General features: G+C 67.5%; 19 protein-coding genes. 7 read left to right on the top strand and 12 right to left on the bottom strand.

Annotated elements, in window-relative coordinates; translation table 11 throughout:
* The 7 genes from N4264_RS04920 to N4264_RS04890 all read right to left on the bottom strand — a co-directional run bounded on the left by N4264_RS04920 (nt 1) and on the right by N4264_RS04890 (nt 6,973).
* Entirely contained in the window at nt 1–1,965 is a 1,965-nt protein-coding gene (locus N4264_RS04920) for a VWA domain-containing protein (protein ID WP_261695958.1), read from the bottom strand.
* Nucleotides 1,962–2,966 carry a vWA domain-containing protein gene (locus tag N4264_RS04915; protein WP_261695957.1) on the bottom strand — a complete coding sequence of 335 codons (1,005 nt, stop codon included), beginning with the start codon at nt 2,964–2,966 and terminating at the stop codon, nt 1,962–1,964. Before N4264_RS04915 ends, N4264_RS04920 begins: the two co-directional genes overlap by 4 nt.
* Nucleotides 2,959–3,420 (bottom strand): DUF4381 domain-containing protein, encoded by a 462-nt coding sequence (locus N4264_RS04910; protein ID WP_261695956.1) that lies wholly within the window; start codon nt 3,418–3,420, stop codon nt 2,959–2,961. Before N4264_RS04910 ends, N4264_RS04915 begins: the two co-directional genes overlap by 8 nt.
* A gap of 11 nt (nt 3,421–3,431) precedes the next feature.
* Entirely contained in the window at nt 3,432–4,394 is a 963-nt protein-coding gene (locus tag N4264_RS04905) for a DUF58 domain-containing protein (RefSeq protein ID WP_261695955.1), read from the bottom strand.
* 10 nt (nt 4,395–4,404) lie between these two features.
* Complete coding sequence (locus tag N4264_RS04900) at nt 4,405–5,400, bottom strand: AAA family ATPase (RefSeq protein WP_261695954.1); 996 nt, start codon at nt 5,398–5,400, stop codon at nt 4,405–4,407.
* Between the two features lie 131 nt (nt 5,401–5,531).
* Nucleotides 5,532–6,521, bottom strand: a complete 990-nt coding sequence (locus N4264_RS04895; RefSeq protein WP_261695953.1) for a GlxA family transcriptional regulator — start codon at nt 6,519–6,521, stop codon at nt 5,532–5,534.
* Complete coding sequence (locus N4264_RS04890; protein WP_261695952.1) at nt 6,521–6,973, bottom strand: hypothetical protein; 453 nt, start codon at nt 6,971–6,973, stop codon at nt 6,521–6,523. Before N4264_RS04890 ends, N4264_RS04895 begins: the two co-directional genes overlap by 1 nt.
* A gap of 267 nt (nt 6,974–7,240) precedes the next feature.
* On the opposite strand from N4264_RS04890, the gene N4264_RS04885 reads away from it, so the two are divergent.
* The gene (locus tag N4264_RS04885; RefSeq protein WP_261695951.1) at nt 7,241–8,107 is read left to right on the top strand and encodes an SDR family oxidoreductase; all 867 of its coding nucleotides are present in this window, start codon (nt 7,241–7,243) and stop codon (nt 8,105–8,107) included.
* Between the two features lie 213 nt (nt 8,108–8,320).
* Complete coding sequence (locus tag N4264_RS04880; protein WP_261695950.1) at nt 8,321–9,148, top strand: BON domain-containing protein; 828 nt, start codon at nt 8,321–8,323, stop codon at nt 9,146–9,148.
* 127 nt (nt 9,149–9,275) lie between these two features.
* Here the strand turns inward: N4264_RS04880 and N4264_RS04875 are convergent, their stop codons facing one another.
* A complete protein-coding gene (locus tag N4264_RS04875; RefSeq protein ID WP_261695949.1) occupies nt 9,276–9,437 on the bottom strand; it encodes a hypothetical protein in 162 nt (53 codons plus the stop codon).
* Nucleotides 9,438–9,462: 25 nt separating this feature from the next.
* Nucleotides 9,463–10,833: a sigma-54-dependent transcriptional regulator gene (locus N4264_RS04870; protein ID WP_261695948.1), complete on the bottom strand. Its 1,371-nt coding sequence runs from the start codon at nt 10,831–10,833 to the stop codon at nt 9,463–9,465.
* Between the two features lie 889 nt (nt 10,834–11,722).
* On the opposite strand from N4264_RS04870, the gene N4264_RS04865 reads away from it, so the two are divergent.
* Nucleotides 11,723–11,860 (top strand): hypothetical protein, encoded by a 138-nt coding sequence (locus N4264_RS04865; RefSeq protein ID WP_261695947.1) that lies wholly within the window; start codon nt 11,723–11,725, stop codon nt 11,858–11,860.
* Between the two features lie 86 nt (nt 11,861–11,946).
* Here the strand turns inward: N4264_RS04865 and ku are convergent, their stop codons facing one another.
* Entirely contained in the window at nt 11,947–12,834 is an 888-nt protein-coding gene (gene ku / locus N4264_RS04860) for a non-homologous end joining protein Ku (protein WP_261695946.1), read from the bottom strand.
* 181 nt (nt 12,835–13,015) lie between these two features.
* On the opposite strand from ku, the gene N4264_RS04855 reads away from it, so the two are divergent.
* From N4264_RS04855 to N4264_RS04840, 4 genes are all read left to right on the top strand, one after another.
* The gene (locus N4264_RS04855; protein ID WP_261695945.1) at nt 13,016–13,909 is read left to right on the top strand and encodes a GHMP family kinase ATP-binding protein; all 894 of its coding nucleotides are present in this window, start codon (nt 13,016–13,018) and stop codon (nt 13,907–13,909) included.
* Between the two features lie 334 nt (nt 13,910–14,243).
* Entirely contained in the window at nt 14,244–16,064 is a 1,821-nt protein-coding gene (locus N4264_RS04850; protein WP_261695944.1) for a DUF4331 family protein, read from the top strand.
* A gap of 12 nt (nt 16,065–16,076) precedes the next feature.
* Complete coding sequence (locus N4264_RS04845) at nt 16,077–17,342, top strand: tetratricopeptide repeat protein (protein WP_261695943.1); 1,266 nt, start codon at nt 16,077–16,079, stop codon at nt 17,340–17,342.
* Nucleotides 17,329–18,450, top strand: coding sequence for a HupE/UreJ family protein (locus N4264_RS04840; RefSeq protein ID WP_261695942.1), 1,122 nt, complete (start codon nt 17,329–17,331; stop codon nt 18,448–18,450). The genes N4264_RS04845 and N4264_RS04840 overlap by 14 nt, the downstream gene beginning before the upstream one ends.
* Here the strand turns inward: N4264_RS04840 and N4264_RS04835 are convergent.
* Nucleotides 18,428–19,420 carry an ornithine cyclodeaminase family protein gene (locus N4264_RS04835; protein ID WP_261695941.1) on the bottom strand — a complete coding sequence of 331 codons (993 nt, stop codon included), beginning with the start codon at nt 19,418–19,420 and terminating at the stop codon, nt 18,428–18,430. The two genes, N4264_RS04840 and N4264_RS04835, sit on opposite strands and share 23 nt — an antisense overlap.
* Nucleotides 19,417–20,460 (bottom strand): proline racemase family protein, encoded by a 1,044-nt coding sequence (locus N4264_RS04830; protein WP_261695940.1) that lies wholly within the window; start codon nt 20,458–20,460, stop codon nt 19,417–19,419. Before N4264_RS04830 ends, N4264_RS04835 begins: the two co-directional genes overlap by 4 nt.
* Nucleotides 20,461–20,542: the final 82 nt, after the last annotated feature.

Raw genomic sequence — 20,542 nt, 5'->3', positions numbered from 1 at the left:
TCACTCATCCTTGCGGCCGCCCTGCTTGCGGCGTTCGTATTCGAGTTGGAACTTGCGGCGCAGCAGCGCACCCGGGTCGTCGGGCACGCGCTCGAGCCATTGCTGGTTAGCCTGGCGCTGCTCGCGCTCGGCGTCCGATTCCACCGCCGCCTTGCCGGCCGGCTCGCCTTTCGGGTCGCCCTTCTCGCCGCGCGCGGCAGCCGGTTGCTGGGTCAGCGCCTTGTCCATTTCTTTCTGGAATCGGGCCTTGTCCTGTTGCGCCTGCACGGCCTGTTGCCGGGCCTGCTCTTCGGTCGGCGCACCGGCTCCGGCGCCCTCCTTGCCGTCCTTGTCCGCGCGGGCATCGCCACCGGACTGGCCAGGCTGCGACGGCCCGGACTGCCCCTGCTGGCCTTCGGATTTGCCGTCCTTGCTGTCCGATTCCCCCGACTGCCCATCCTTGCTCTGCCCGGGTTCTCCCTGCCGGGACGGATCGCCGGTTTCCTTCGGCTTGTCCTGGCCGGACTGCGACGGATCGGACGAAGGCGACTCGCTGGACTCCTCGTTGCCCGAGGGATCCCGGGACGACTCACCGCCCTGCTGTTGCTGTTGCTGCTCCTGCTGGCGCTTGAGCCACTCTTCCACGGATTTCTTGTTCGCCAACGCATCAGCGTGACCGGGGTCGCGCGCCAGCGCCTCGTCCCAGGCCTTGATGGCCTCCTCGAACTGCTTCTGCTGCGCCAGGGCGTTACCGCGGTTGTAGGCCGCATCGGCGTTCGCACCCTGTTGCCAGTCCTGGGCGGCGGTGGCGAAGTCGCCGGCCCGGAAAGCGGCGCTGCCATGGAGATCGGGATCGCGCGCCAGGGCCTGCGCCTGCTTGGCATCCCCGGCCTGCAGCGCCTGCCAGGCCTGCTGGTCGGCACGCTGCCACAGATCACGCCATTCCAGCGCCCGCACGGGCTGCGGCGCGCCCAGTCCGAGGGCAAACAGCACCGCGAAGGCCCAGCCGCGGCGGAAGGCGGCCAGGGCCAGCGGCAGCAGCAACAGGGCCAGCCACGGGCCGCGATCCCGCCATGCCTGCGCGGTCGCGCCGGCGCCATCGCCTGCAGCCGTTCCGGTCGTCACACGCTGGCGGCCGCCGAGCACCGCGTCGATGTCGCGATTATCGCTGCCCATTTCCACATAGTTGCCGCGGCCCGCACGGGCGACGCGGGACAACGCATTCGCGTCGAGTCTTGCCACGACGATGTCGCCGCGCGTGTCTTTCAGGAAATCGCCCTGCGGCAGGCTCACCGGTGCACCTTGCGCCGTACCCACCGCCAGCACCGAGACACGGACGCCGCGTTCGGCCGCCTCACGGGCCGCTTCCGATGCGTCGTTCGAGGCCGAGTCGGCCACCAGGATGATGTCACCGCCGCGTCCCCCGGCCTGTTCGATCAAGGCCAGTGCACGCCGGATCGCCGTACCGGTCGCATTGCCCGCCACGGGCATCACGCTCGGATCGAGCACATCCAGGAGGTTCTTCACCGTGTTGGCGTCGTCGGTCATCGGCGCCGCAACGAAGGCATCGCCGGCGTAGCCGAGCAGCGCGACCTGGCCATCGCCGATGCGGTCGAGCAGGTCATTGATCTTGTAGCGGGCGCGGGTCAGGCGATCGGGCTTGAGGTCGGCCGCCAGCATGGTGGCACTGAGCTGCAGGGCGACGACGTGCGCCTGCTGGTGGCGGAACACTGGCAAGGGCAGGCGTTCCCACGCCGGGCCAGCCAGCGCCGCCACGCCGATCAGCCACGCGATCGATAGCACGACGAGCGGCGTCCGGCGCGAGGTGGCATCGCCCACCATCAGGTGCGGCAAAAGATGCGCATCGATCACCCGCGCCCAGTTGCGCGTGACACTGGCGTCGCGCCGCACGGCGAACCACAACACCGGCAGCGCCAGCAACGCCAGCCACCACCACGGCCGCAGGAAATGGAAGTCGGCCATCATCCGGGCGCTCCCTCGCGTTGCACACCCCAGCGCCAGGGCAAGCCGGCCAGTCCGATCAGGGCCACCAGCAGCGCGATACCGAGCGGCAGGTGAAACAGCTCATCCACGGGGCGGAACTTCTCGCTCTGGTCCGCCGCCGGTTCCAGCGCGTCGATTTCGCGGTAGATACCCGCCAGCTCCTTCGTGTCACGGGCCCGGTAGAAACGGCCGCCGGTCTTCTCGGCAATCTCGGTCATGAGTGCGACGTCCAGGTCGGCCGACGGGTTCACCACGCGGCTGCCGAAGAAGTCGTCCACGCGCATCTGCTCGGCGCCCAGCGCAATCGTATATACCCGTACTTTTTCCGCCTTGGCCAGTTCGGCGGCACGGCGCGGATCAAGTTCGCCCGCCGTATTGACGCCGTCGGTCAGCAGGACCACCACGCGCTGCGCCTCGGGACGATCATGCAGGCGCTTGACCGCCAGGCCCAACGCATCGCCGATGGCCGTCTCGCGGCCGGCCAGTCCCACCGTCGCCTCTTCCAGCTGCGTCCGCACCGTCTTGAGGTCAAACGTCAGCGGCGTCAGCAGGTAGGCGCGTGAGCCGAACAGCACCATGCCGACCCGGTCGCCCGTGCGACGTTCGATAAAATCGCCGACGATGGCCTGCATGACCGAAAAGCGCGTGGCCTGGCGGTTGCCCAGGGTCATGTCGGGGGTATTCATGCTGCCCGAGACGTCCAGCGCCAACAGCATTTCGCGTCCGCTGCGCGGCACATCCAGCGCCTCGCCGATCCATTGCGGGCGCGCGACCGCCACCACCAGCGCCGCCCAGACCAGCCAGGTCCACCAGGCACCGAGAGTGTTCGGGGTCTTGCCCGATTCCTCGGCGCCCAGATCGAGCACACCGGCGTAGGGCAGGCGCAACGCGGCGCTGACCTGGGTCCGCGGCCGGCGCCAGCGCAGCGCCAGCCACGGCAAAGGCAGCAAAAGGAACAACCACGGCCACGCCCATTCAAACATCGCGCAGCTCCCGTGCCAGGACACTCGTCAGGTGGCGATCCACCGTGTCGTACAGGGCCTCGACGTCCAGGTCCGTCGCCGGACGATAGGGCGCATCGAGCAGGGTATCGGCGATGCGCGAAAAGCCGTCGCCATGCCGGTCGAGAAACGTAATCCAGTCCTGCCCCTGCAACACCGCTGCGGCCGGCCGGATGCGCAGCGCGAGTCGCCGCAGGAACTGCGACAACGCAGCGGCATAGGCGGCGCGGTCCGCGCTGCCCTGGAATTGCCGGCGCACCTGGCCCAGCGCTTCACGCAGGCGCCGCGCGCGGCGCGCGCGACGGCGCTGACGCCGCCACTGGATCAGTAGCATGGCGAGTCCCGCCAGAACGAGCACGGCGAGGATCCACCAGCCCGGCGCCGGCGGCCACCAGCCCGGCGCTGCGGCCACGTGGATATCACGCAATTGGGGCATGTCCGCCTGCATCAGCCGACGTTCCGGTGTGTGGCCAGGGCAAGGCCCAGCGGCGCCATGCGGCGCGTGAGGTCATCGCGCGTATCCAGCGGCAGCAGCGCCACGCCCAGGCGTCGCGCCTGCTCGGCCAGCAGCGCGCGGCGGCGACGGAACGCGTCGGTCCAGGCGCTGTCGTGGTGGTTGTCGCCGAAATCAAACCAGCGTCGCTGGTTGCCGACGGCGACGGCATAGCGTCCGCGCGGCGGCGGGGAGAGTTCCAGCACGTCGGTCATCAGCAGCACGCGCACTTCGCCATGCGCCGCCAGGCGCGCCAGCGGCGCCTCGGCAGCCACGTCCGCACTGAAACCGTCCGTCAGGAGAATGATCAGGCTGCCAGGTCGGGCCAGGCGCCGGGTGCGTTCCAGCCCTTCCGACAAGGGCGCCGGCGCGTCGCCGACACTGCGCGCGATGCCGTCCCATTCCACCAGGGCGCGCAGGCAATGCAGAGCACCCCGCGGGCCACCGGCCGGACGCACTTCGCCGTTGACGCCGTTGCCGAATCCCACGGCTCCGACGCGGTCGCCGCCGCGCACCGCGCTCCAGGCGACCAGGGCCGCCGCGCGCGCCGCCTGCACCGACTTGAAGCGCACCCGCGTGCCGAAGTGCATGCTGGGGTTGTGGTCCATCACCAGGAGCACGCTGCGCTCGCGCTCCTCCTGGAACACCTTGGTGTGCGGCCGTCCGCTGCGCGCCGTGACACGCCAGTCCATGCTGCGGATGTCGTCGCCGGGCTGGTAAATGCGCGATTCCACATAATCGACGCCGCGTCCGCGAAAGCGCGAGGACTTGATGCCCGCCTGCGAGGCGACGACCTTGCGCGACGCGGCCAGCACCAGCGAGCGCGCCGCCAGCCGCTGGGAAAGGAGTTCGTCCAGCCCCACGGCAATGCCGGCGCCAACGCCGTGAGCGGAACCTGTCGCGATGACCCTCGCCATGCCGCGCCCCTCAGGGCAACGCGATCCGCGCGATGAGCTCGCCGATGACCTTGTCCGGGCGGACCCCCTCGGCTTCGGCTTCGTAGGTCAGCAGCACGCGATGGCGCAGCACATCGCCGGCCACCGCGTGGATGTCTTCGGGCAGCACGTAGTCGCGGCCGGCCAGCCAGGCGTGCGCGCGGGCGCAGCGGTCCAGCGCGATGGTGCCGCGCGGACTGGCGCCAAAGGCGATCCAGCGGCCGAGATCGGGGCCGAGGTCCGCGGCGCGGCGCGTGGCGACGACGATCTGGACGATGTATTCCTCCAGTGCCGGCGCCAGGTGCAGATCCAGCACCGCTTCGCGCGCGGCGAAGATCTGCGCCTGGGTGAGCCGCCGGCGTGGCGCGGACACCTCGTGCAGCTCCGCCTTGGCGCGGTCACGCGCCAGGCGCAGGATCGCCGCTTCCGAGGCAGCGTCGGGATAGTCCACGCTCACGTGCATCAGGAAACGGTCCAGCTGCGCTTCCGGTAGCGGATACGTGCCTTCCTGTTCGATCGGGTTCTGGGTGGCCATCACCAGGAACAGGGGCGGCAGCGGATAGGTGGTGCGGCCGATCGTCACCTGGCGCTCGCCCATGGCTTCCAGCAGCGCCGACTGCACTTTCGCCGGCGCGCGGTTGACCTCGTCGGCCAGCAGGAGGTTGTGGAAGATGGGGCCACGCTGGAACTCAAAGCGCGCTTCCTGCGGCCGGTAGATCTCGGTGCCGGTCAGATCCGCCGGCAGCAGGTCGGGCGTGAACTGGACACGGTGGAAATCCGCCTCGATGCGGACAGCCAGTTCCTTGATGGCCGTGGTCTTGGCCAGGCCGGGCGCGCCCTCGACCAGCAGGTGGCCGTCGGCCAGAAGGGCGATCAGCAGGCGGTCCATCAGGCGCGACTGGCCGATGATGCGCGAGGCCAGTTCGTCGCGCAGCGCGCGAAACGCGTCAGCAAGCGCTTCGGGGCGCTCCGATACAGGGTGATCCATGGTGGGCATATGTCCGCTGGTGGAACTCCGGGCCGCCTTCGACCGCGGATCGGCGCGGAAGTTTGCCCCACCCGCCCGAACGGGAAAAGTCTGCCAGAGGTCCTGCGCCGCCACCGGCCGGGCGGCCAGGACTAGCGGCCACGCAGCCGGTAGCGCTCGCGGTAGTCGTTGGGCGTCATGCTCACCACATGCTTGAACAGGCGCCGGAAGCTGGAGACATCCTGGTAGCCGCAGCGGCCCACGATTTCCTCGAACGACAGCCGTGTGGTCTCCAGCAGGGCCTTGGCCCGCTCCACCCGCAGTTTCTGGACGTATTCGAGCGGGGTGGCGCCAAAATCCTGGTGGAAACGCCGCAGCAGGGTGCGTTCGCTGACCCGGCAGTGATCAGCCAGCTCGCGCACGGTGATGGTCTCGTGCAGGCGCTTCTGCAGCCACTTCTCGGCCCGTTCCGAGAGCCCCTGCCGTGGCCGGTCGGCCAGCGCCATGCTGATGTAGGGCGCCTGGCTCTGGCGCTGGCGGTCCACCAGCAGCAGGCGCGAGACATTGTGCGCGAGGGTCTTGCCGCCGGCCCATTCGATCAGCTGCAGGCACAGGTCATACTCGGCCGTCGAGGCGCCGGTCGTGATGATGTTTCCGTCCTCGATCATGATCTCCTCGATCGCCAGATCGACCGCCGGATAGCGCTCGCGCATCAGGTTCGCCAGCCACCAGCTGGTAGTGGCGCGGCGTCCGTCCAGCAGGCCCGCCTCGGCGAGCAGGAAGGCCCCGTTGCAGGCCGTACAGATCCGCAGGTTGGCCTCCGCGCAGCGCCGGAGCAGGTTGCGCTCGGCGACCAGGCTGTCCAGCCGCCGGCACAGCTCGCCGTTGGTGCGGTAGTTGAGGGCAGTCACGACCAGGACATCCAGCTCGTCCGGTCGGGCCACGTCCACCTCGAAGTTCACCCCCTGGCCGACCCGCACCATCCCGGCGCGGGTACCGACCAGGCGGACCTCGACCGGCGCCGGCGCGCCGGGATGCAGCACGTGGTTGAGCTTGTTGGCGATGCTCAGGGCGTCCAGCGGCGCCGTCGTGGCCGACGGCATGGAGGCCTCGTGCACCAGCACTCCGACGCGCAGGGCCATCAGTTCACCTCGCCGGCAGCCAGCACGCGCGGCGCATCGGGCAGGGCCTGGCCGGCTTCCACCAGGACGACACCGCCGGCGGCGGCATCCCGCAGGGTGGCGCAGGTGCCAGACAGCGCCACCGGGCGCGCCTGCGCTGGGGTCGCGCCGACGGGCAGCAGGTCAAAGTTCGCGCCGGACTGCGGCACCAGCAACCACAGTCCCGGCACGGCACCGCTGGCGCAGCCGGCGTCGATCACGACCGAGTCGGTCTTGCCGGTCACGACGTCATAGCGTTCCAGGCGATGGGCGGAAAGATCGAGCCGCAGGCTGTAGTCGCGTCCCGGCAGTGGCTCGGCGACACCGGGCTCAACAGAGATTCCGTCGGCAACGGCGGAAAGGGAAATGGCGGCCAACGCACCGGCAACAACGACACGATGCAGCTGGCGAACGAGGGTTTTCACGGTTTTCATGGCATGGCTCCTGGGGAGGGCATGACCATCCTAGGCCTGCGCCGCCAGACGCACCGGTGGCGGAAACGCAATCCTAGTGGCGAATTCCGCCAGGTCAATCCCGCCACCCGTGGCCGTTGCGCCACCACCTGCACCCGACCGCTTGGCGATGATTCAGGGAGCCTCTTCGTGCTGGTACGGGACTTGTAACGCAGTCGTCAAAGCGCACGCCGCGGTGCCGTCGGAACGGCGGGTCCCACCACGGCGTTTCATGTCCAAGGAGGCCCCATGTCCACCGCGCCAGCCGAGATTCTGCAGCCCCCCCAGCACCAGAACCGCCAGCCGGGCTCACAGGAAGCGATGTCACCGCAACCGGTATCCATTCGCGCCAATTACCTCGGCGCGGAAAAACTTGCCGGACAGGTGGCCCTGATCACCGGCGGTGACAGCGGCATCGGGCGCGCTGTCGCCCTGCACTTCGCCCGTGAAGGCGCTGAAATCGCGATCGTGCATCTGCGTGAGAACGCCGATGCGCAGGAGACGCGGCGCCTGGTGGAAGCCGAAAAGCGCGGGTGCCTGGTGCTGCGCGCCGACCTGTCCTCGGTGGAGGCCTGCCAGAAAGTCGTCGATGACGTCATTGCGCACTACGGACGTCTGGACGTGCTGGTCAACAACATCGCCGAGCAACATCCGCAGGAACTGCTGGAAGACATTACACCGGACCAGCTGCACGCTACCTTCGAGACCAATGTGTTCTCGTACTTTTACGTGACCCAGGCGGCATTGCCGCATCTGAAAAAGGGCGCATCGATCATCAACACGGCGTCGGTGACCGGCGTGCGGGGCCACAAGAAGCTGATCGACTATTCCTCTACCAAGGGCGCAATCCTCGCCTTCACCTTTTCGCTGGCGCAATCGGTGGCCGAACAGGGGATCCGCGTCAACGCTGTCGCCCCGGGACCGATCTGGACGCCCCTGATTCCCGCCAGCTTCAGCGCCGAGGAGGTTGCCGAGTTCGGCCACAACACGCTGATGAAACGCGCCGGCCAGCCAACGGAGGTCGCACCTGCCTACGTGTTCCTGGCCAGCGACGACGCCAGCTTCATCACCGGCCAGGTGATTCACGTCAATGGCGGTGGGCACATATCGGCATGAGCTGTAATCGCTGCACGAATTTGTAGAGTTTTCCGTAACAGCGCATCTGTCGCGGAACCGATAAGACCCTGCCACGCGGTCGCAATGCCGTTGGCGCGCCGCCGTCGGCGCGCGCCCGGCTGGCACAGGTGTTGCTCCCACTGTCACCGCGGTGCCGGACGGCGTGCACGTCCGCAGGGGAAACAATCGCGCAATACACACAAGGAGACTCACATGCCACAACGCAACCAAGATTTCTATCGCGGCTCCAACGTCCAGCGTGACCTGTCGTGGCAGGACGAGGACGACCGGCGCAGCTATGGCAGCGGCGCATGGCGCCAGGATGAGGATCGCTACGAAAATGTCGGCTCGCAGCAGAACAGTCCGCGCGACTACGAGCAATACGGCCAGGGTTATGGCCGCGAAGGCAATCGCGAGCCGCTGCGCGGCCAGGGCAGCCAGTACGGCTATGGCGAAGACCGCTGGAATTCGGGCGACCGCGAGCAAGGCTATCGGCAGGGCCAGGGCTACGGCGGTTCGCGCGGCCAGGGCGGCTGGGACGACAACCTGCGCGGCCAGGGCATGGAGCAGCGCCAGGGCGCGCAGCAGGGCCAGACCCAGCGCAATCGCGACTACCAGGATGCCTACGGCCGTGATGTCGGTGAGCCCTACGGCGGCGGTTATGGCCAGAGCGGCCGCTACGGCAGCAGCGGCGTCGGTTATGGCGACAACCAGCGTGGCCAGCAGCAGTCGCTGGGTCACCGCGGCAAGGGCCCCAAGGGCTATTCGCGCTCCGACGAGCGCATCAAGGAAGATCTGTGCGAACGCCTCTCGGATGACGACCGCATCGACGCCAGCGAAATCACGGTGACCTGCAACAACGGCGTGGTCACGCTGGAAGGCTCGGTCACCGAGCGCCGGATGAAGCACATGGCCGAGGACCTGTGCGAAAGCTGCAGCGGCGTGAAGGATGTTCAGAACAAGCTGACGGTACGCCGCAACGAGAACCGCGACGACAACCTCAGCCAGTCCAGGACGACCGAAACATCGAAGAAGCACTGAGCTTCAGGTGGGCGAGCACGCGGCGGGCCAGGATGGCCCGCCGCGCTGTCATTCCAATAGCAACACGCGACCAGGCAGGCCCGGCAGTGAACCAGTGCGCCGCGTCCCACTCACTTGCAGCAACCGGCTATTTGTTGGCGTCGCAGTACGCTTTCACCGTCGCGGCCGCCACGCGGCACTCGCGCTGCAGGCGGTCCAGGTATTCGCGGCACGCCGCAAATTCGCCGCGCGCGGCGAACTGGTTGGCGACCTCGGCCTGCATGGCAATGACGTTGAGCACGTTGTTCAACGCGTGGGCGAACTCACGTTTGTCACTACGTTCGTTCGAAGCGGGACTTGGAGTCGGGGTCATCGTTGGCTGCATAGCGTGATAACCGATTGTAGATCGTCTTGACGCTGATACCGAGCGCCTCGGCCGTGCGGACCTTGTCGTTGCCGAAATGCGCCAGGCTTTTCAGCAGCATTTTCCGTTCCATTTCCTCGAACGAAGTTCCGACCGGGAACGTTACCGTGAGGTCGGTTTCCTCGATCGGCAGGCTGGGGGTCACATTGAGCGCCGGCAAGTGCACCTCGTCGCCTTCGCTCAGGATATACGCGCGCTGGATCACATTGCGCAACTCGCGCACGTTTCCGGGCCAGGCGTAGCTCATCAGCACCCGTGGCACCTCGGCCCCAAAGCGCCGCGACAACCCGTACCGCTCGTTGAGACGCTCCAGAAACAGCTGCGCCACCAGCGGCACGTCGTTGAGCCGCGCGCGCAGCGGCGGCAGTTCGAGCGGGAAATCCGCGAGCCGGTAGTACAGATCCTCGCGCAGCGCCCCCTGGTCGACCGCCTGCCGCGGGGGCCGGTTGGTGGCCGCGATCACCCGCACGTCAACGTTGTATTCACGCGTCCCGCCCACCCGCGTCACGCGCCGCGTTTCCAGCACGCGCAGCAGGTGCACCTGCAGCTGCGAGGGCATTTCGGTAATTTCGTCGAGCAGGATGGTGCCGCCGTGCGCCTGCTCGAAGAATCCCTGGTGCTGGCGGATGGCACCGGTAAAACTGCCCTTTTCGTGGCCGAACAGCTGGCTCGCGAGCAATTCGGGCGCGACCGCGCCGCAATTGACGGCGACGAAGCCACCGCGGCGGCCGCTCTCGGCGTGAATCGCACTCGCGGCCAGTTCCTTGCCGGTGCCGCTCTCACCGTGGATGAGCACGGTGGCTTCGGTGGGTGCAACGCGCCGGATCTGGCGGAACACCTCGCGCATCACGGGCGTGGCGCCGATGAGTTCGCCACAGGCCGTGGTCCGCTCGCGCGGCCGGCGCGACTGCCAGCCGACCGCGGCGCGGTCGAGCAGGTCCTTGAAACGCGCCGGGTCGATCGGCTTGACCAGATAGTCGAACACCGGCAGCCGCACGGCCCGCGCGGCGGTGTCCACCGACGGATTACCGGTCACGATGGCGATCGCCGCCGTGTCGGCCAGATCAATGTGCTCGACGAGGTCAAAGCCGCTGCCGTCGGGCAGTTCCAGGTCCACCAGGATGAGATCAAAGCGCTGACGCGTCAGAATCGCCCTGGCAGCCGCCAGGGAAGTGACCTGGGCACACGAGAAGCCCTGCATTTCCGCCAGCACGCAGGCGGCCTCGGCGAAGGGAATATCGTCGTCGACGACCAGCACGCTCGGTTTGCTGGGTTTTTCCATTTCCGCTCCTTGGCTTCACACGCCCCCCTGCAATCCGCTCCTGTCGCACCCGGGCTGATGACGCCGTCACGCGCAGACGAGGCCGGCAATTATTGGTACTCCCACGCCCCTTAAACCGCAGTGAAGCCGCGCCGGAACAAATTTCAAATTGAGGCAAAGTTTTCCGGATATCGCGCATCAGCGGTCCTCGATACCCATCGCGATTCAAGGACTTGCTCGTGGTACGGGAATTGCGGGACAGGTGCCGGGTGACGTAAGTCCCCACGCGCGGCGAGCAGCAGTACGCTGTGGCAAGTGAAGGGTCCGTCACGATGCGGCCGGATGGAATCCGATCCCGAGTCCACGGACTGGACCGACGGATCGCTCGCCGCGCGGTTACCGGAAAAGATCCAGTCCGGGCCCACGAAGGGAGTCGCCATCCGGCATACCGGTTTCCGCCCGTACTTCCGGGCAACCCTTCGTACACGTTATCGAGGATATTTTTCATGCATCGTTTACCTGCATTGGTTCGTGAGACATCCGCCGCCGGCCAGCAAGCGGCGGCGGCGTCGCCCCGCTTTCCGGATCGCCCCGGTCGCGAACGGATCATCCTGACCGTGACCCCCGGTGGGGAATACGTCAACCGCGGCCCGGCAGGCGATGGACGCGCGGTGCGCACACAAGCGTCAGGCAGCCGGTGCCGGCTGTAGCGCAGCACCGCGCAAGCCTTCGCCAGCGCGCCGGCAAATATTGCAGCGACTACCGCGTTTTCCAATACCTTTAATGATTTTTTTATCCACAAAGACGCATTTACACCCCTCTTGACGCTGGCACAGGGCGTGCAGTTGCCGGTGCACGCAGGATGCGATGCAGTAGCAGGATGCCGAACTACCGACAGAGAGAGACGAACATGCCCAACAACAACCCCACTGGCAAGAACCAGCACACCAATCAGAACTCGCCGAACAAGTCCGGTTCGCGCGAGAAGACCGACAAGCAGCAGCAGGGCGGTCGCGACAACGACAACAACCGCTCCGGCAACCGCTGATCCAAGGGCCCGGCCGTGTCCGACAGGACACCGCCGGGCCCGCCGCCGAAACGAAGTCAAGTCATCGTCCCGCCGGATCCAGGCACTCATTTTTGCGCCCGCCGAGCCGATGCGCCCACGGTGCGCGCCCTGGATCGCGTAGCGCGCTTTTTTGTTACCTTGGTCTGTGCGCGCTTGCCCTGCCCGAGGCTCTTTTCGAGCAACGCCATGAAATCCACCACGTTGGTGGCCGCATCGTCGGGCAACTTCTCCGCTGCTCTCAGTCGACGCAGCTTGCCGCCTTCCTTCGTGACCCGCTCCTGGATGATCTTCTGCAGCTTGTCGCGGAAGTCGTCCTTGTAGTCGTCAGGGTTCCATTCTGCGCTCATGGCCTCGACCAACTGCGTGGCCATGGCGACCTCCTTGGCGGAGACCCGGTGCGCCGCCGCCGTGCCGGCAGGAAACGAATACTCGTCGGCGGAAACAATCTCCTGCGGGAACCGCAACAGGATGAGGACCAGCGCCGTCTCGCGCGGCGCCAGCATTGCCAGGTACTGGCGTGTGCGGATCACCACCTTGGCAATTCCTACCTTTTCGGTCCGCCTGAGGGTCTCGCGCAGCAGGACATAGGCTTTCTCCGCCTTCTTGCCCGGCACCAGGTAATAGGGCTTTTCGTAATACATCGCGTCGATCGCGTCCGCATCGACAAATGCTTCGATGTCGACCGTCTCGGTCGATTCGGGCGCTGCCTTCTTCAGGTCGGCCTCGTCGAGCACGACGTAACTGCCCTTCTCGTACTCGAAGGCCTTGACCACCTCCTTCCAGGGAACCTCCTCGCCGGTCTCCGCGTTGACCCGCTCGTAGCGGATCGGGCTCTGGTCGCGGCTGTCGAGCATGCGGAAGTGCAGGTCGACACTGCGCTGGGCGCTCATCAACTGCACCGGGACGTGGAGCAATCCAAACGAGATCGTGCCGTTCCAGATCGGGCGTGCCATGAGCAACTCCTTTGTGCCGCCACTGACCCTGCGAAGGGCGCGCCACGCCCACCGCCGCGCCAGTACGCACGCCACCGGGCCGAAACGTGGATACGCCCTTGCGAATCGCCCGTGGCGGCGGCGGACACGTGCATTGCGCAAGGGAAGTCCGGCTACCATGGGTTCTTTTCCCGCCACCGCCATGCCGCACCCCGCAACCTCGGCACCTGCGCTCGCCCCGATCATCAGCGGCGTCTGCCACGGCACGCTGGGCGAACTGATCCAGGGCCCCTGGGATGGCCGGGATGGCGAGGGAATCGCGATCGTGTCGCTGCCCATCCGTCGCTACAGCCGGATGTGGTTCCACTCCGGCGAAACGGGCAGCCATGCGCAGGACCTGCCCGCCAAGTCACGCTGCCGGGCCGTTATCGAACGCTACCTGGCGCTTCACCGCCTCGCGCTGCCCCCGGGCCGATGGCGCCACGCCAGCACGCTCCGGGTCGGCGCCGGCATGGCCAGCTCCACCGCGGACATCGTCGCAACGATCCGGTGCCTGGACGCCCTGTTCTCCCGGCGCTCGTCGCCGGTGGCAATTGCAGGCCTGCTCGGCGACCTCGAGCGCTCGGACCCGGTTTTCCTGGATGGGCTGGCGCTGTATCTGAGCGATCAGCAGCGCACCGTACACCAGTTCGGCGCCCGCCCCGGCTTTCATGCCTGTTTCATCGACGAAGGCGGCTGCGTCGATACGCAGGACTTGTCCATGCCACTGCGGCGCCACTACGCGGCGCATCGCCCTGCCTATGCCCGCCTCTTCGGCAGGATGCTGCCTGCCCTGCACGCCGGCGCGGCCGAAGTGGTGGCCGACTGCGCCACCGGGAGCGCGCACCTGTCCCAGTCGGTGCTGCCCAAGCGCCACTGGGACGCACTGCAGGCGCGGCGGAGGGAATTGCGCGCCGCCGGCATCGTTGTGGCCCACACCGGCAGCCTGATCGGCTATCTGTTCACCAGGGCACCTGATCCACAGCACCGCGCTGAGCTGAGCGCTTTCTTCCGCGGCCTGGGGGAACAGGCCCAGTTCACCCAATCCACGACCTGAAGACGGCAAGCACCGGTGGCAGGCCGGCATCGCCGAGTCGGTCGATGCCGTCTAAATCTTGCTTTTTCATCATTCACCTCCTATCGTCCTGCGTGCACAATGCTCTTTTTTCGCCTGCGGGCCGGGACAGGCGCCGGGACAATACCGTGGCGGCGTGACTCGACAGCGCAGGGGTACTGTGCTGCGACCACAACGGCCACCCTGGTCCAGGGGAAGGGATCTCTGCGCCGCGCCGGCGCTCCCACAGGGCGATAACACCCGTTGGCCGGCATTGCCGGCGACGGGGCAATGTCTTCGACGTCCCGTTCGAACAGACTCGCCGAGGTGCCTGCCGATGTCCGCACTGCGTCGCTTTCGCGCCCTGCTGGCGCTGCCCTTCGCCCTGGTGCTGGCCGCGGCCAGTACGCCAGCCATCGCCGCCGACCACAACGACCCGAATGCCGCGAATTCCATTTTTTCGGATATTCCGATGAGCGCGGCGGACCTCTATGACATGTTCGGCTGGCCGGCCGATGACGTCAGCCGCGGCGAACGCGTCATCCTGGCGCTGACCTTCGCCCCGGTTCCGATCGCCGGCACCTTTGATCCCGACCTGCTCTACCGCGTGCGCGTCTTCACGGCACCCCGCGCCAGCGCCCAGGTCGCCGAGGACGGTGGCCTGCAGGGGCTGCTCGACTACTTCAAGGCCGTGCAGGACCGCTACCTGCACGCCAGACCCGGCGAAGTGCGCGTGGTCCCGGCGGGCGAGAAGAAGGTCGCGATCACCTTCCGCGGTTTTCCCGGCGGGGACCTGGCGCAGACCATCGACATGAACACGTCGCTGGAACTGAAGGCGCCCGACGGGCAAGTCCTGCAGGCCTACATCGGCGGCCGCGACGATGCATTCTTCAATGATCTGCCCGGCTTCTTCCGCTCGATCAACTACGCGCCACAGTTCTATCACGTGCCACACAACAAGCCCGAGCTGCGCGAACTGCCGATTCCCAAGACGCTGATCGAGCTTGAGGGCAACACGCTGTTCAATTTCGATCCGGCCAACCCGCGCCACGGCTCCGGCGTGAAGACGGACCTTCCGCCCGGCCCGTACACCTGGTCAGGCAACCGCTACCTGAAAGACGCCAACGGCAACTTCCGGTTCGTCTACAGCGGCCGCGATGCGCAGGCAGGGTTCAACGTCAACGCCATCATCCTGGAGCTGCCGCTCTCCTACCTGACCCGGTCACCGACGACCGACCGCATCGTCAACGCCTGGGGTGAGAGCTGGGTGCGCAAGGCCTCCGGCAAGGTACCGGCAATCGCGGATGATCGCGTCCTTCCCGGTCCGGTCTGGGAACGCTACCCCTACCAGAGCGCGGCCGTCGTCCTGGTCGCCGGCCTGCTGCTGGTCGTCGCGACCCGGGCGCCACGGCGCTCGCTGATTCCCAAGCTGGCGCACGCGCTGGGCTTCGTGCTGGTGTTGACGGCCGTGGGATTCACCGTGCTCGTCGCCTCCGGACGTGGCTTCGCCGGCTCGCGTTCACAGACCCTCGGCGACGAACAGCTGGCCGGCTACAAGCTGGTCGACACGGACGGGCAGGCCTTCGCCGATGCGGCCCTCAACGAGCGCAAGGACGAGCGCCAGGTCGGCGCCGACAATCTCTTCCTCGGACCCAGCTTCATCAAGCGCCTGGCGCACCTGGGCTGGGGATTCGGTCCCTCCATCCGCGCCCTCGGGCTGCAGAGCGCCTTCAATGACGACAACGCGCCGGTTTCCGTGCACAAGGTGGTCGACTCGCCCGTCGAAGCCTTCCCGCGGGTAAAGAAGATGCTGTTCCAGAAACTCAACATGCCGGACAACAGCTGGAACAAGCGGAACCTGCCGATTCCGCTGCGGCGCACCTTCGAGGTGTTCGTGCCCAACGTCAATTCCATCGACATGGACACGAACGGCACCTGGCCCTTCGGCCGCCGGCCGGAAGACCAGGTCGCCACGCGCTTCCTCGCGTTGTTCCTGGATATGACCGCGCAGGTGAACGGCAAACCCTACGACGTGGAGCTGCTCAACCAGCCGGCCCTGTGGCAAGGCGCAGCGATCGAGCCGAAAACACCGCCCAATCCGGCTGCGAACGACAAGCCCTTCCTGGCCACGTTCCCCTACCTGGCCGAACCCTGGTAAGCGGTGCGTCCGATGCCGCACAGGCGTGCCGGCGGGCACGCCGAGCCGGACCTGTTGCGGCGCCTGGGCACGCTCGTCCTGCTGCTGGCCACCGGCATTGCCGCCATCGCGGCAATGCCGCACCTTCGCCACCGCACCCAGGCCCCGCCGGTCGAAGCCGGGGCCTATCAACGCGAGTGGCGTAGGCTGGCCCAGGGTGTCCGCCAGGCGGAGCTGGCCGACGACACGCCGCGCTACGCGCAGTTGCGCTACCGGCAGTTGATGCTCTCCGGCGACACCCGCGGGCTTGCCGAACTGGCGGAACACCTGCGCCGGCGCCACGCGGACGATGACCTGCTGGCACTTCGCATCGATCTGGCCCTGCACCGCACGACGGGCGCCCTGAACCGGCTGGCGCCGCTGGATGACGGCAGTACGGAACCGGCGCTGCTGCGCGCGCAGATTCTGCTGCAACTGGGCGAGGAAGCGACGGCGGAATCCCTCTTTCGCGACGTGCTGGCGCGCGAGCGGCGCTGGGAAGCCCTGGCGGGACTGGCCGCTATCGAAACGGCCCGCGGCGACAATGCAGCCGCCGACCGGCACTACGCGCAGGCGGCCGACGAACTGGACGTGCGCCAGATGCGCACCTATTGCTGGGTGCTGCTGCAGCGCGGCTGGCTGCGGCTGCGCCAGGGCCAGACCGAAGCGGCCATCACCTTCTATGCACTGGCGGAATCGGCCTACGATGGTTACTGGCTGGTGGACGATCACATGGCCGAAGCGCTGGCAGCGGCCGGACGGTATGACGAGGCCGTCGCGCGCTACCGGATCAGTATCGATCGCGCATCGCGCCCGGAATCGTGGCAGGCACTGGGTGAGCTCTATCACCACCGCGGCGACGCGGCCAGCGCGACACCGTGGCTCACGCGCGCGCGCGATGCCTACGAACAGTCCGTGGCACGCGGCGAGACCCACTATCTGCATCACCTGGCCTCCCTCTACGCCGACGCCCAGCCTGATCCGCCCCGCGCCGTCGAACTGGCACGGCGGGATTTTGCCCAGCGGCCGACGCGGGGCACGCGCGATGCCCTGGCCTGGGCGCTCTACCGCGATGGCCAGTTCGCCGCCGCGCACGCGGTCATGGTGCCGCTCGTCGCGCAAGGCAGTGGGGACGCCGAGGTCTACCTGCACGCGGGCCTGATCCACCTGGCCGCCGGTCATGCCGATCTCGCGCGCGGCGCACTGGAACGGGCGTCCACCCTCAATCCGAATCCAGGACGCTTCCATGTGCACCGCTAGGGCGCGGATCATTCTGTTCCTGGCTGCGTTACTCGCGACCTTCGGCGGCGCCTGCCGCGCACACCCGGTCACGCAGAGTGCGCTCCGCGTCCATGTCGACCCCGGGAGCGTGCGCCTGCACGCGACGATTTCCACCGAGGAATTTCTCGTTGGCGCATTCCACCTGGGCGTAGCGCAGGCCGATGATCCCGAACGGCTGGCGGCCTATGGCCGCTACCTGGCACGCCATCTCACCGTCCAGGCCGATGGTGCCCTGCTCCATGGGCACGTCATGGCGGCACCCGCGGCACTGCGCGCGCCGCTGGTGTTCCAGATCGACTATCCCCTGCCGCAGCCGCTGCAACGGCTGCGTCTGTCGCAGGATGTACTGCGCGAGTTCGACTACACGCCTGGTAATCCGTGGGAGGCCAGCTACGTCGTTGACTGGACGCCTGCGCCGTCACCCGCGTCGCCGCACCCGCTCACCGCCACCGCTCCGCTGCTGCTGGACTGCACCGGCCATCCGCTGGCCTTGTGCATCCCTGCACCGACCAGCGACGGATTGTTCCTCGCCTTCGTGAAGGAAGGCTTGCATCACATCCTCAGCGGCTACGATCACCTGCTATTCGTGCTGGCGCTGCTGTTTTCGGTGAGACGGCTGGGCGGGCTGGTCGCCGTCGTTACCGTATTCACTCTGGCGCACACGCTCACCCTCGGACTGGCCAGCGCCGGCTACGTGCCGGGCGCGCCGTCCGTGGTGGAACCCCTGATCGCCGCCAGCATCGTCGTCATGGCCCTGCACAACCTCCGCGGCGAGCGGCAGAGGATTGGCGCGAACCTCGCGATTGCGTTCGGATTCGGCCTTTTCCATGGCCTCGGATTCGCCGGCGGGCTGGCCGAGGCGATGTCCGCGCACGCTGCCGCCGCGCTGCTGCCGGCCCTCGCCGGCTTTGGTATCGGCGTGGAACTGGGCCACCAGCTCGTGGTGCTGCCCACCTTCGCCGCCTGGGCGCTATGCCGCCGCTATGCCACGCCCACCGTCAGCGAACGCTGGGTGCCGCGCACCGGTTCCGCCCTGATCGGTGTGGCGGGAATGGCCTATTTCCTCATGGCGATGAGTGCCCGCTAGCAATGGCGTAGCGGCGAAGCACTTCGGCCACGCAGACCAGGTCCTGCACTGCATTGCCGACCGACTTGAACAGCGTGAATGGTCGCTCCGGTCGGGCGGACCGCGCGGGCACTCCGGCATCGATCAGCTCCCCCAGCTCGGCGATGGCACTGCCGTCGTCCAGCACACCGGCAGCCAGCCCCTGGACCAGCTCACCAGCCTCCGCGAAGCAGGCGCCACGCTGGTCGACCACGACGCGGCTGCGCACCAGCACATCCGGGCCGATCTCGCACAGGTCCGGACGATAACTGCCGACGGCGTTGATGTGCACGCATCCTGGCAGCGCCGCTGCCGGAAACAGCGGCACCTTCGACGGCGTGGCGGTGCAGATGACGTCGGCTTCCCGCAGCAGCTCCAGCGAGTCGCCAACGCCCGCATGCAGGGCGTGGCGCGCCGCCATGGACTCGGCGAAGTCGCAGGCACGCTGCCGGTCCCGGCCAAAGACGGTCAGCCGCCGGATCGGCCGCACGGCGCACACGCCCTCGACCTGCGTCCGCGCCTGCGCACCACTGCCGAACACCGCCAGATGCGCCGCGCCCGGCGGAGCCAGAAGGTCCGTCGCCAGGCCGCTGGCGGCACCGGTCCGGATCGCCGTCAGCATCTCGGCATCAAGCAGGGCCAGCGGCCGACCTGTCGCGGCGTCGCAGGCCATGATGATGCCGTGGATCATCGGCAACCCCTGCAACGGATTGGAATGATTCACATTGACCCACTTTACGCAGGCAATGCCCGACGCCGGCAGGTAGCTGGGCATGACCAGCGCACGCGCGTCATGCTCGGCCATTGGTACGCTGAGCCGTGTCGGTACGGTGGCTTCACCGCGACTGATGGCCAGGAACGCCGTGCGCATCAATCCGATGGCCACGGGCATCGACAGTACGGCGGCCACGGCATCGTCGCGCAGGTGCGGCAGGGTGGAAGCGTCACTCACCGCAGCAGGAATCCGTGTGCGAGGGGATCCTCGGGGTCGACCAGGAATTCGTTGCGGCCGCAGACGTACGCCTTGCCTTCCACCTCGGGAATGATTGCGGGGTAGCCGCCGAAATCGACGGCGTCCACGGCACGGACCGCGAAGGTGGTACCCAGGATGCTCTCGATCACCATCGACTCGCCCAGTGCCACGTCACCGCGCGCCACGTGCAGGGCGCAGCGACCCGAGACGCCCGTGCCGGTCGGGCTGCGATCCACTTCGCCTTCGGCAAAGATGCACACGTTACGGCTGTGGTGCGCCGGGTTCGTCGGCGGGCCGACGAAGATGGTGCCGTAGAGGAAACCGAGGTCCGCCTCGGTCGGGTGGCGCACCGGACGCGATGCCACAACGGCCTGCTTGATCGCCGTTCCTGCCGCTATCAGCTGCGGCGTGGACGCCGGTTCCAGGGTGAGCCCGACATCCGCCGCGTCCACATAGGCGTAGAAGCCGCCACCGTAGACGAGGTCGTAGCGGATCGTGCCGAGCCCGGGCACATCCACGACGGCATCCCGTGCGGCCACGAACGAGGCCACGTTGTGGAAGCGCACCCGCGCCACGCGCTCGCCATCGAAATCCGCGAACGCGGTGACGCGTCCTGCCGGTGTATCAATGCGAAGGCCATCGATCGCCTTGTTCGCCGGCACCATGCCCAGTTCGAGCAATGCCGTGGTCACTGCGATGATGCCGTGGCCGCACATCGCACTGTAACCCTCGTTGTGCGTGAACAGCACGCCGAAGTCGGCATCCGCCGTGGCGGGTGCAGTGAGGATGCAGCCGTACATGTCGACGTGGCCGCGCGGCTCGAACATCAGCACACGACGCGCCCAGTCATGGTGAGCCAGCGCGTCGCGACGCCGCTCGAGGACGGAACGGCCGGCCAGCGCCGGATAGCCGTCGATCACCAGCCGCAGCGGCTCGCCGGCGGTGTGCAGATCCAGAGTGCGAATGCGCGCCCAGTTCGCTGGCGGCTGCCAGCGCAGGGCTGCAGAAAGATCCATCATCTCGTCATTCCCGCGGTGAACCGACCACCAGCATAGCGGGCAATCGGCAGGTGATCTTGCTGCCATTGCAGCCCTGCCCGTC

It is taken from the genome of Tahibacter amnicola (assembly GCF_025398735.1).
Lineage (GTDB): Bacteria > Pseudomonadota > Gammaproteobacteria > Xanthomonadales > Rhodanobacteraceae > Tahibacter > Tahibacter amnicola.
This window is presented reverse-complemented; position numbering and strand designations above follow the sequence as displayed.

Coding starts and splice junctions, on each gene's coding strand:
- N4264_RS04920 (WP_261695958.1), bottom strand. CDS start 1,965: ATGATGGCCGACTTCCATTTCCTGCGGCCGTGGTGGTGGCTGGCGTTG.
- N4264_RS04915 (WP_261695957.1), bottom strand. CDS start 2,966: ATGTTTGAATGGGCGTGGCCGTGGTTGTTCCTTTTGCTGCCTTTGCCG.
- N4264_RS04910 (WP_261695956.1), bottom strand. CDS start 3,420: ATGCCCCAATTGCGTGATATCCACGTGGCCGCAGCGCCGGGCTGGTGG.
- N4264_RS04905 (WP_261695955.1), bottom strand. CDS start 4,394: ATGGCGAGGGTCATCGCGACAGGTTCCGCTCACGGCGTTGGCGCCGGC.
- N4264_RS04900 (WP_261695954.1), bottom strand. CDS start 5,400: ATGGATCACCCTGTATCGGAGCGCCCCGAAGCGCTTGCTGACGCGTTT.
- N4264_RS04895 (WP_261695953.1), bottom strand. CDS start 6,521: ATGGCCCTGCGCGTCGGAGTGCTGGTGCACGAGGCCTCCATGCCGTCG.
- N4264_RS04890 (WP_261695952.1), bottom strand. CDS start 6,973: ATGAAAACCGTGAAAACCCTCGTTCGCCAGCTGCATCGTGTCGTTGTT.
- N4264_RS04885 (WP_261695951.1), top strand. CDS start 7,241: ATGTCCACCGCGCCAGCCGAGATTCTGCAGCCCCCCCAGCACCAGAAC.
- N4264_RS04880 (WP_261695950.1), top strand. CDS start 8,321: ATGCCACAACGCAACCAAGATTTCTATCGCGGCTCCAACGTCCAGCGT.
- N4264_RS04870 (WP_261695948.1), bottom strand. CDS start 10,833: ATGGAAAAACCCAGCAAACCGAGCGTGCTGGTCGTCGACGACGATATT.
- N4264_RS04865 (WP_261695947.1), top strand. CDS start 11,723: ATGCCCAACAACAACCCCACTGGCAAGAACCAGCACACCAATCAGAAC.
- ku (WP_261695946.1), bottom strand. CDS start 12,834: ATGGCACGCCCGATCTGGAACGGCACGATCTCGTTTGGATTGCTCCAC.
- N4264_RS04855 (WP_261695945.1), top strand. CDS start 13,016: ATGCCGCACCCCGCAACCTCGGCACCTGCGCTCGCCCCGATCATCAGC.
- N4264_RS04850 (WP_261695944.1), top strand. CDS start 14,244: ATGTCCGCACTGCGTCGCTTTCGCGCCCTGCTGGCGCTGCCCTTCGCC.
- N4264_RS04845 (WP_261695943.1), top strand. CDS start 16,077: ATGCCGCACAGGCGTGCCGGCGGGCACGCCGAGCCGGACCTGTTGCGG.
- N4264_RS04840 (WP_261695942.1), top strand. CDS start 17,329: ATGTGCACCGCTAGGGCGCGGATCATTCTGTTCCTGGCTGCGTTACTC.
- N4264_RS04830 (WP_261695940.1), bottom strand. CDS start 20,460: ATGATGGATCTTTCTGCAGCCCTGCGCTGGCAGCCGCCAGCGAACTGG.